At 72.3% G+C, this 9382-nt stretch carries 13 protein-coding genes; 4 read left to right on the forward strand and 9 right to left on the reverse strand.

The features are described 5' to 3' along the window. Window positions 1-79: 79 nt before the first annotated feature. From G5C51_RS36385 to G5C51_RS36415, 7 genes are all read right to left on the reverse strand, one after another. Entirely contained in the window at window positions 80-532 is a 453-nt protein-coding gene (locus G5C51_RS36385) for a hypothetical protein (protein WP_338118433.1), read from the reverse strand. Window positions 533-542: 10 nt separating this feature from the next. Then, window positions 543-1388 carry a class I SAM-dependent methyltransferase gene (locus G5C51_RS36390; protein WP_165244211.1) on the reverse strand — a complete coding sequence of 282 codons (846 nt, stop codon included), beginning with the start codon at window positions 1386-1388 and terminating at the stop codon, window positions 543-545. A 42-nt stretch (window positions 1389-1430) separates the two neighbouring features. Continuing rightward, a complete protein-coding gene (gene ung / locus G5C51_RS36395; RefSeq protein ID WP_165244213.1) occupies window positions 1431-2105 on the reverse strand; it encodes a uracil-DNA glycosylase in 675 nt (224 codons plus the stop codon). Window positions 2106-2147: 42 nt separating this feature from the next. Then, on the reverse strand, window positions 2148-2900 hold the full coding sequence (locus G5C51_RS36400) for an SDR family oxidoreductase (RefSeq protein ID WP_165244215.1): 753 nt from the start codon (window positions 2898-2900) through the stop codon (window positions 2148-2150). A gap of 14 nt (window positions 2901-2914) precedes the next feature. Then, entirely contained in the window at window positions 2915-3676 is a 762-nt protein-coding gene (gene fabG / locus G5C51_RS36405) for a 3-oxoacyl-ACP reductase FabG (RefSeq protein WP_165244217.1), read from the reverse strand. A gap of 93 nt (window positions 3677-3769) precedes the next feature. Continuing rightward, window positions 3770-4171, reverse strand: a complete 402-nt coding sequence (locus G5C51_RS36410) for a DUF3037 domain-containing protein (RefSeq protein WP_165244219.1) — start codon at window positions 4169-4171, stop codon at window positions 3770-3772. Then, window positions 4168-4989 carry a HipA family kinase gene (locus G5C51_RS36415; protein WP_165244221.1) on the reverse strand — a complete coding sequence of 274 codons (822 nt, stop codon included), beginning with the start codon at window positions 4987-4989 and terminating at the stop codon, window positions 4168-4170. Before G5C51_RS36415 ends, G5C51_RS36410 begins: the two co-directional genes overlap by 4 nt. A gap of 105 nt (window positions 4990-5094) precedes the next feature. Here G5C51_RS36415 and G5C51_RS36420 point away from each other — a divergent pair, with 105 nt between their 5' ends. The 3 genes from G5C51_RS36420 (at window position 5095) to G5C51_RS36430 (ending at window position 7133) form a co-directional block, all read left to right on the forward strand. Continuing rightward, the gene (locus G5C51_RS36420) at window positions 5095-5640 is read left to right on the forward strand and encodes a hypothetical protein (protein WP_165244222.1); all 546 of its coding nucleotides are present in this window, start codon (window positions 5095-5097) and stop codon (window positions 5638-5640) included. Then, a complete protein-coding gene (locus G5C51_RS36425; protein ID WP_165244224.1) occupies window positions 5637-6572 on the forward strand; it encodes a PfkB family carbohydrate kinase in 936 nt (311 codons plus the stop codon). The genes G5C51_RS36420 and G5C51_RS36425 overlap by 4 nt, the downstream gene beginning before the upstream one ends. A gap of 69 nt (window positions 6573-6641) precedes the next feature. Then, the gene (locus G5C51_RS36430) at window positions 6642-7133 is read left to right on the forward strand and encodes a Rieske (2Fe-2S) protein (protein WP_165244226.1); all 492 of its coding nucleotides are present in this window, start codon (window positions 6642-6644) and stop codon (window positions 7131-7133) included. On the opposite strand, the gene G5C51_RS36435 is transcribed toward G5C51_RS36430, so the two are convergent. Next, on the reverse strand, window positions 7134-7787 hold the full coding sequence (locus G5C51_RS36435; RefSeq protein WP_165244228.1) for an isochorismatase family protein: 654 nt from the start codon (window positions 7785-7787) through the stop codon (window positions 7134-7136). It lies immediately after the preceding gene. A 90-nt stretch (window positions 7788-7877) separates the two neighbouring features. On the opposite strand from G5C51_RS36435, the gene G5C51_RS36440 reads away from it, so the two are divergent. Next, the gene (locus G5C51_RS36440; protein WP_165244230.1) at window positions 7878-8342 is read left to right on the forward strand and encodes a pyridoxamine 5'-phosphate oxidase family protein; all 465 of its coding nucleotides are present in this window, start codon (window positions 7878-7880) and stop codon (window positions 8340-8342) included. Here G5C51_RS36440 and G5C51_RS36445 read toward each other — a convergent pair. After that, entirely contained in the window at window positions 8339-9244 is a 906-nt protein-coding gene (locus tag G5C51_RS36445; RefSeq protein ID WP_165244232.1) for a LysR family transcriptional regulator, read from the reverse strand. The genes G5C51_RS36440 and G5C51_RS36445 overlap by 4 nt on opposite strands. Between the last annotated feature and the right edge of the window lie 138 nt (window positions 9245-9382).

Raw genomic sequence — 9382 nt, forward strand, 5'->3', positions numbered from 1 at the left:
GTACGGCCAGTGGCCCGCGGGCAGCAAGCAGGCGGAGATCTGCCGGGATGCGTACGGCGACCACGCCGACTAGGTCCCGCTACTGCGCCGCCGCCTCCAGCCGCGCCGCAAGCCGCCCGATCCCCGCCCGTACCCCCGCCGCGAAGTCACCGTCCCCGGCCTGAGCCGCGCTGGTCTGCGCCCGCGCCAGTTCGCGGCGCGCCTCCGCGAGCCGTCCCAGCCGCGCGTAGTCCACGCCGAGCCGCAGGTACAGCGCCGGGTAGAAGCCGCGGACCGCCGGCTCGTGCGCCACCCCGGCGGCGGCCTGCAGCGCCCGCAGATCCCAGGCGAGCGCGTCGTACGGATCGTCCTGCACCCCGGCGAGATAGTGCGCCAGCATGCACTGCTGCACGGCGTCGCCGTCCGCGCCGAGCTCCGTCCACAGCCCTCCGAGCCGCTCCCGCGCCATCGCGCGGTCACCGCCCCGGTGCAGCATGACGGCCTGCCCGATCCGCATCGGCACTTCGGCTTCGGCTTCCGCTTCGTCGCGCACGGGTACGACGCTAACCTCCGGCGGCCGCGCTTTCGGTGAGGCGTACGGACGTGGTCAGGATGTGTCCGCTGACGCCGAGCAGCGACGGGGCGGTCTCGACGGCGCGCAGCGCGTCGAGCACGACGGCCCGGCGCTCGGGATGTTCGAGGTGGTCGTCCACCTCCCGGATCAGCCAGGCCGCGCCCTCCAGTCCGCGCAAGACGACCTCGCCGAGCCCGGCCTCATGGAACTCCGGCGCCAGCTCCGCGGGATCGTGCAGATAGGCCGTGGTGAACAGCCGCTTGGCCTGCAACAGCCCGTCCACGGTGGAGCGGTCGATCATCTCCCGCGTCTCGGGGTTGAAGTAGTTGCCCGTCAGCAGGTTGTCGTGTAGCGCCGCGTACCGGCTGATCACCGCCGCCGCGACCAGTCCGCCGGGCCGTACGACCCGGCGCGCCTCCGCCAGCGCCCGCACTCGGTCCGCACGCTCGGTCAGGTGGTAGAGCGGGCCCATGACCAGCACCGCGTCGTACGTGGCGTCGGGCGCGTCGAGCTGCCGCGCCTCGCCGACCCGCGCGGTCACGCCCGGCAGCCGGGACGCCTGCTCGACATGCAGCGGCACCGGGTCGATCAGGTCCACCGCATAGCCGTCCGCGGCCAGCCACTCGGCATGCACGCCGCTGCCGCCGCCGACATCGAGCACCCGGGCGGGCGCGGGCGGCAGCACCCGGCGCAGCACGTCCTGGGTGCGGAAGAACTCGAGCCGGGCACCGGCATGGCCCTCGCCGCGCAGCCGGCGGTCCTCCTTGCCCTGCTCGTAATAGGCGAGAACGTCGGGGTCGAAGCCGTCGGGGGCGCGCCTCTCGGTGTCCGTCATGCCCACCGATCCTGCCCGCGCCCACGCGCCCCGGCAACGGCTTTACGAAGCGCTCAGATTCGGGATCCGCCAGTCGATGGCCGTATGCCCCTGTTGCTCGATCGCCGCGTCGATCTGCGAGAACGGCTGCGACCCGAGGAACTTCTTCGCCGACAGCGGCGACGGATGCGCGCCCTGCACCACCACATGCCGGTCGGTGTCGATCAGGCCGAGCTTCTTCTTCGCGTAATTGCCCCAGAGGACGAAGACCGCCGGGTCCTTGCGCGCCGCGACCGCGTGGATGACCCGGTCCGTGAAGCGCTCCCAGCCCTTGTCCTTGTGCGAATTCGCCTCGCCGCCGCGGACCGTCAGCACCGCGTTGAGCAGCAGGACGCCCTGCTCGGCCCAGGGCATCAGATAGCCGTTGTCCGGGACGGGGACGCCCAGGTCGGCGTTGAGCTCCTTGTAGATGTTCCGCAGGGACGGCGGGATGCGCACCCCCGGCCGGACCGAGAAGCACAGGCCGTGGCCCTGTCCTTCCCCGTGATACGGGTCCTGGCCGAGGATGAGCACCTTCACGTCCTCGTACGGCGTGGCGTCGAGGGCGGCGAAGACCTCCTCGCGGGGCGGATAGACCGGCCCGCGGGAGCGCTCGTGCTCGACGAACTCCGTGAGCTCCTTGAAATACGGCTTCTCGAGCTCCGCGCCGAGCACGGGCATCCAGGATTCCGGCAGCATGCGCAAAACCCTATGCCACGCCACTGACAGTCACCGACAGCGCTACGCCACCCCGGCGTTGAGGAACAGCCCGCCGTCGATCACGAGGGTCTGACCGGTGACCCACGCCGACGCCTCCGAGGTGAAGTACGCCGCCGCGCCACCGATGTCGGCCGGTACGCCGAGCCGCCCCATCGGGTACTTCCCGGCGACCTCCTCCTCGCGGCCCTCGTAGAGCGCCGTCGCGAACTTGGTCTTCACCACCGCGGGCGCGATCGCGTTCACCGTGACGTACGGCGCGAACTCGTGCGCCAGCTGCTGCGTCAGGTTGATCATCGCGGCCTTGCTGACGCCGTACACGCCGACGAACGGCGAGGCGCTGACGCCCGCCACCGAGGCGATGTTGACGATGGCGCCGCCGTGCTCGGACTGCCAGGCCTTCCAGGTCTGCTGGGCGAAGCCGAGCGCCGAGATCACGTTGGTCTCGAAGACCTTGCGGGCGACGGCCAGGTCCACGTCCGCGATCGGCCCGAAGACCGGGTTGGTGCCGGCGTTGTTGACCAGGTAGTCCACCCGGCCGAACGCCTCCATGGTGCGCTCCACCGCCGCCACCTGGTGCGCCTCGTCGTGCGCCTTGCCCGCGATGTAGATGGCCCGGTCGGCGCCGAGCTTCTCGACGGCCTCCTTCAGGGCGTCCTCATTACGCCCGGTGATGGCCACCTTGTCGCCGCGGGCCACCAGCGCCTCGGCGACGCCGTATCCGATGCCACGACTCGCGCCCGTGATGAGCGCGACCTTTCCGCTGAGCTCAGTCATCGTCGTCTCCCTCGTCAGTTGAGCGGTCCGCCGGCGACGTACATGACCTGGCCGGAGACGAAGCCGGCCTGCTCGCCCGTGAAGAAGGCGATGGCGTTGGCGATGTCCTCCGGGCGGCCCACGCGCTGCACCGGGATCTGGGTGGCGGCCGCGGCCTGGAAGTCCTCGAAGCCCATGCCGACGCGCTCGGCGGTGGCCTTGGTCATCTCGGTGACGATGAAGCCCGGGGCGACGGAGTTGGCGGTGACGCCGAACTTGCCGAGCTCCTTGGCGAGGGTCTTGGTGAAGCCCTGCAGACCGGCCTTGGCCGCCGAGTAGTTGACCTGCCCGCGGTTGCCCAGCGCCGAGGACGACGACAGGTTGACGATGCGGCCGAAGCCGGCGTCGACCATGTGCTTCTGGCAGGCCTTGGACATCAGGAACGCGCCGCGCAGGTGCACGTTCATGACCGTGTCCCAGTCGTCGGCGCTCATCTTGAACAGCAGATTGTCGCGGAGCACGCCGGCGTTGTTCACCAGCACGGTCGGCGCACCCAGCTCGGCCGCGACGCGCGCGACGGCCGCCTCGACCTGCGCGCTGTCGGATACGTCACAGCCGACGGCGATGGCCTTGCCGCCCGCCGCGGTGATCTTCTCGACGGTGTCCTTGCAGGCCGCCTCGTCGAGATCGAGTACGGCCACGGCCCGGCCCTCTTCCGCCAGCCTGACGGCCGTGGCGGCGCCGATTCCCCTGGCCGCGCCGGTGACGATCGCGACCCGCTGTTCCGTGGTGGACATGCTGCTTCTCTCCTCGCCCTGGATGAGCCCGCTAGATGAGCAACCGCTTAGTACGCTCAGCAGAGGTGACGCTAGAAGTCCGGTGGCGCCCTGTCAACGGCGGGTTTGTGTGGGGCTACGCACCAGTAGCTCCAGCAGCCGGTCCGCTTCCGCCTCCGGGTCGGCGGTCAGGCCCGTATGCACCGGACCCGGCTGCACGACCGTGGACCGCGGCGCGATCAGCCACCGGAAGCGCCGTCCGGCGTCGTCGCCCGCGGCCTGCCCGGCCTCCGTGCCGCCGCAGCAGACGCCCTCGACGGCGCGCAGCGCGGCCCGCACGCCCGCCACATCGGCGTCCGGATCGAGCGCGAGCAGCCGCGCCTCGTCGAGGTGGGTACGGGCCGCGACCAGGGACTTCGCTCGCGAGTACACGAGCACCCCGGCGTTGATCTGCTCCCCGCGCTCGACCCGCGGCACGACGCGCAGCAGCGCGTACTCGAAGACGTCCCGCTTCACTTGCGCCCCCTCTGCGGCAGCTCACTGGCCAGCCAGGCGGGCACCTTCGACGGGCCGTCCGCGCTGCGCTCGCCGAGGACGATGCGGTCGCGGATGTCCGTACGGGCGAGGAGGGCGCGCACATAGGCGGCGCGCAGCTCGTCCGGCGTGTCGAAGCCGGGCTCGCCGGCCAGCCACTCGTCGGGGACGAGCGCGGTGACCTCGGTCAGCAGCTCCTCGGTGACCCGCGGCGCGAGCTCCGCGGCCGCGGCGTCGAGGTCGGGGGCGAAGGAGCTGAGCACGTGGTCGGAGGCGTCGTACGGCTTGGCCGCCGCGGTCTCGGCGCTCTTCCAGCTGTGGTGCCAGATCATCGTGGCGCCGTGGTCGATCAGCCACAGCTGCTGATGCCAGAGCAGCAGATTCGGATTGCGCCACGACCGGTCGACGTTGTTGATCAGCGCGTCGAACCAGACGACCTGCCCCGCCTCCTTGGCACTCACCTCGAAGGCGAGCGGATCGAAGCCGATCGAGCCGGGCAGGAAGTCCATCCCGAGATTCAGCCCGCCGCTGGCCTTCAGCAGGTCCTGCACCTCTTCGTCCGGCTCACCGAGCCCGATCACCGGATCGAGCTGCATCCGCACCAGCTCCGGCACCCGCAGCCCGAGCCGCCGCCCCAGCTCCCCGCAGATCACCTCGGCGACGAGGGTCTTGCGGCCCTGTCCCGCGCCGGTGAACTTCATGACGTACGTACCGAGATCGTCACCCTCGACGATCCCGGGGAGCGACCCGCCCTCCCGCAGGGGCGTCACATAGCGCGTCGCTGTCACCTCTCTGAGCATTTGGCCAGGTTATACGGCCCTTCGGCCCGGCCGAGCACCGTTTCGTACGAGGTCGGGCGGGCACCCGGCCGACGACCGTGCACGTCCGCGATCCGGAAGGCGACCATGGCGACCTCCGAACCGGCGTTCCCGGCCGGCGGCCCGGCCCGGAAGCTGCTGGCGATCTATCTCAACGACCATCTGGCCGGCGCCACATCGGGCGCCGGGCTCGCGCGCCGGGCCGCGCAGACCCATCCCCGGTCCGCGGCCGACGGGGCGCTCGTCCTCCTCGCCACCGAGATCGAGGAAGACCGGGAGACGCTGCTGGAGATCATGGCGGATCTGGACATCCCGGTGCGCCGGTACAAGCGGTGCGCGGCCTGGGCGACGGAGAAGATCGCGAGGCTGAAGCCGAACGGACGGCTGCTGCGCCGCTCCGGGCTCAGCACGCTGATCGAGCTCGAGGCACTGGAGCTGGGCGTCGAGGGCAAGCTCCGGCTGTGGCAGACCCTGGCGGCGGTCGCGGACGGCGACTCCCGGCTGGACCCCGGCCGCCTCGCGGAGCTCATCGACCGCGCCCGGCAGCAGCTCGCCACGCTGCGCACGCAGCACGCGGCCACCGCGGCGGCGCTGTTCGCGCCGGTCGAGGAGCGGGTGGCGGGCAGCCGTTGAAGGACCGGCGCGGCGGCGGCGTGCTCGCGGTCGGGCCGGTCGCGCGCGACATCACCGTGCTGATCGACGCCCTCCCCGGGCGCGGAGACGCGGCCCGGGTACGGGAGTTCTGTATCGAAGCCGGCGGCAAGGGCGCCAATCCGGCCGTCGCCGTCGCAGCGCTCGGCACCCGGGTGGCGCTGCTCGGCCAGATCGGCGCCGACGAGGCGGGCGCGGCCGCCCGCCGCGAACTCACCGCGCTCGGCGTTGACGTATCACCGGTCGAGGTCACGCCCGACCGGCCCACCGGTCACATCGTGCACCTGGTCGAGCCCGGCGGCCGACGGCGCTACGTCGAGGCGGCCGGCGCCACGGAGCTGCTGTCGCCCGCCGCGGACACGATCGCCGCGCGGTGCGCGGATCATGCGTACGTGCTGCTGTCGACGGCGGTACGGGAGGACACCGCCACGACCGTCTGCCGGGTCGCCCACGAGCACGGCGCCACCGTGATCGTGGACGGCTCGGGCGACCCCGGCACTGTCGCCGCCGTGCTGGAGCACACCCACGTGCTGCGGTGCGACGCGACGGAGGCGGCGGCGCTCGCGGACCGCCCCGTTACGGATTTCGGCACCGGCCTCACGGCGGCACGGCACTTGCGCGGACGCGGCCCGGGCACGGTGATCGTAGGGGCCGGAGCGGACGGCGATGTGGTCGTCGGCGACGAGGGGCTCGAACTCCGGCTGCCGCACCTGCCCGTCCGCAGCGTGAATCCCACCGGCGGCGGTGACGCGCTCATCGGCGCGCTGACCGCGCTGCTGGCACAGGGATTCGCCGTGGCGGACGCCGCCCCGCTGGCGTCGGCCGCCGCGGCCGACACCGTGGCGCGGCTCGGCGCGCGCCCGCGCTTCGACCGGGCGACGCTGGAAGACCTGGCCGTCCGGCCCGCGTCGTGAGGCGTTGAACGCATCGGTCCTCCGCCGCGTATCCGAGGGGTGAACCGTCCCCACGGCAGGAGGCCACCGATGACGCAGCACCGCAAACCACCGCATGTCACCGCCCGCAGGACCGTCGTCGCGGCGGTCGGCGCGGCGGGGCTCGCCGCGGCGTTCGCCGCCTGTGGCGACGGCGACTCCGGCGGAGGGTCGGGCTACGACGCGGCGCCGGAGGAAGAGCCCAAGGAGGAAGAGGCTCCCGAGGAGGAGAAGAGCGAGGAGCCAGAGTCCGGCGGGAAGGCGCTGGGCAGCGCGTCCGAGGTGCCGGTCGGCGGCGGCAAGGTCTTCAAGGGCGAGAAGGTCGTCGTGACCCAGCCAGAGGAGGGGAAGTTCATGGGCTTCTCCGCCGTCTGCACCCACCAGGGCTGCACCGTCGGCGACGTGGCCGGCGGCACCATCAACTGCCCCTGCCACGGCAGCAAGTACGCGATCACCGACGGCAGCGTGAAGAACGGGCCCGCCACCAAGCCGCTGCCCAAGGTGCAGGTGCAGGCCGAGGGCGGAAAGCTGACCCGCGGCTGATCAGCCGGTCCGCTGTCCGCGCGGCGGCCGCTTCCAGGCGGCGAGCACGTCGCGGGTGGTGGTGACGGTGGACACCAGCGCGAGCGTGTTGCGGACCATCACGGGGGTGTAGTCCGCGGGCACGCCCGCGAGGGCGTCGGCCGGGACCACGGCCGTATAGCCCAAGTTGACCGCGTCGAAGACCGCGTTCGGAATGGCTACGTTCGCGGAGACGCCGGTGACGACGAGGGTGCGGCAGCCGAGGTTGCGCAGCAGGGCGTCCACGTCGGTGCCGGCGATCGGCGAGAGCCCGTGCAGCCGCCGTACCACCAGGTCCTCGTCGGCGAGCGGGATGGGCTCGGCGAGCCGTACCGCGGTGGTGCCGGACAGCTGCTGCACCGGCAGCCGCTCGGCGGCGCGGAAGAGGCGGGCGTTGCGGTTGGCGCCGCGGCCGTCCGGGCGGCGCTCGGCGACGGCGTGCATGACCTGCACGCCGGTCTCGTGGGCGCCGGCGACGAGCTGGGCGACGCGGTCCAGGGCGCCGGACTCACGGGCGGCGCGAGCGAGTTCGGGCAGTGCGCTGTCACTGCCGACGACGCCGTTCTGGCACTCCACGGTGAGCAGCACGCAGGTGGCCGGATCGAGCTGCTCGGCCAGCCGGTCGTCCGACGCCATGACGTACCCCCCTTGTCCCGTGGACCGAAGAGCCTACATGATTACCTGACGCAGTGTCAGATACCAGACGCAGGAGAGGCGGGTACGTTCATGGCCCTCACCGGGGAGCAGAAGCGCGGCCGCCGGATCATGATGTCCCCGCAGGAACTGGACGCGTTCCTCGCGGAGCAGCGCACTTGCCGAGTGGCCACGGTCGGCGCGGACGGCGCCCCGCACGTCAGCCCGCTGTGGTTCCTCTGGGACGGCGAGGCGCTGTGGCTGTACTCGATCACCCGCAGCCGCCGCTGGGCCCAACTGCAGGCCGATCCGCGGGTGTCGGTCGTGGTCGACGCCGGCCATGAGTACGGCGAGCTGCGCGGCGCCGAGCTGTCCGGCAAGGTCGAGCGGGTCGGCGAGGCGCCGCGTACCGGCGAGCCCTGCCCGGAGCTGGAGGCGGTCGAACCGCTCTTCTACCGCAAGAACTTCGGCGTCGACTCGCTCCCCCACGACGGCCGGCACGCGTGGCTGCGCCTGAAGCCCGAGTCGATCACGTCCTGGGATTTCCGGAAGATCTAGCCGGCGAGCCCTGCCCCCGCCATCTGCAGCGCGGCGATCGCCGCCCGGATCGAGGGCCGCCGGTCCGCGTCGGCCCGCCAGATCGCGTAGATATGCCGCCGCATCGTGTTCCGCACCGGAATGCAGCGCACGCCCTCCGGCACCGGACCGCGCCCGAGCCGCGGCGTCACCGCCACCCCGAGCCCCGCCCCGATCAGCGCGAGCTGCGTGTGATGCTCCTCCGCCGTGTGCGCGATCCGCGGCTCGATCCCCTTCCCGCGCAGCGTGAACATCAGCCAGTCATGGCAGAACTCGCCGTCCGGCCACGAGATCCAGTCGTCCTCGGCGAAGTCCTCCAGATCGACCTCGGCGCGGCCCGCGAGCGGATGATCCGCGGGTACGGCGACATCCGCCACGTCGTCGAGCACCGCCTCCCGCGCCAGCCCCGCCGGCAGTGGCAGCCGCTTGTTGTACCAGTCGAGCACCACCGCGATGTCCGCGTCCCCGCGCACCACCGCCGGCACGGACGCGTCCGGCTCCATCTCCTGCAGCCGCGCCCGCAGTTGCGGATGCTCCGCCCGGAGCGACGCCAGCGCCGCCGGGAACAGCCCGCGCGCCGCGGTCGGGAACGCCGCCGCCCGCAGCTCGCCCACCGCCTGCCCGCGATGCGCCTCCAGATCCGCCTGCGCGACCTCGACCTGCGACAGGATCCGGTCGGCATGCTCCGACAGCAGCCGGCCCGCGTCGGTGAGCCGCACCCCGCGGCCGTTCTTGGCCAGCAGCTGCTGGCCGGCCTCCCGCTCCAGCTTGGACAGCTGCTGCGAGACGGCGGACGTCGTGACATGCAGCCCCTCGGCCGCAGCACTGACCGAGCCGTGCCGGGCGACGGCGGAGAGGGTGCGCAGGCGCTCCAGGTTCAACATGTAAGCGATGCTACGCGATAACTCTCACGGAATCTCGCTTGTGCTACGAGATCCCGCACCCGCACCTTAGAGGCATGACCACGGCTGTCCCGACCCCGAAGGCCCGCTTCCGCCGGGCCCCCGCGCCCGCCGCAGCGG

Origin of the sequence: Streptomyces coryli (assembly GCF_011044975.1) — a bacterium.
GTDB classification, from domain to species: Bacteria; Actinomycetota; Actinomycetes; order Streptomycetales; family Streptomycetaceae; genus Streptomyces; species Streptomyces coryli.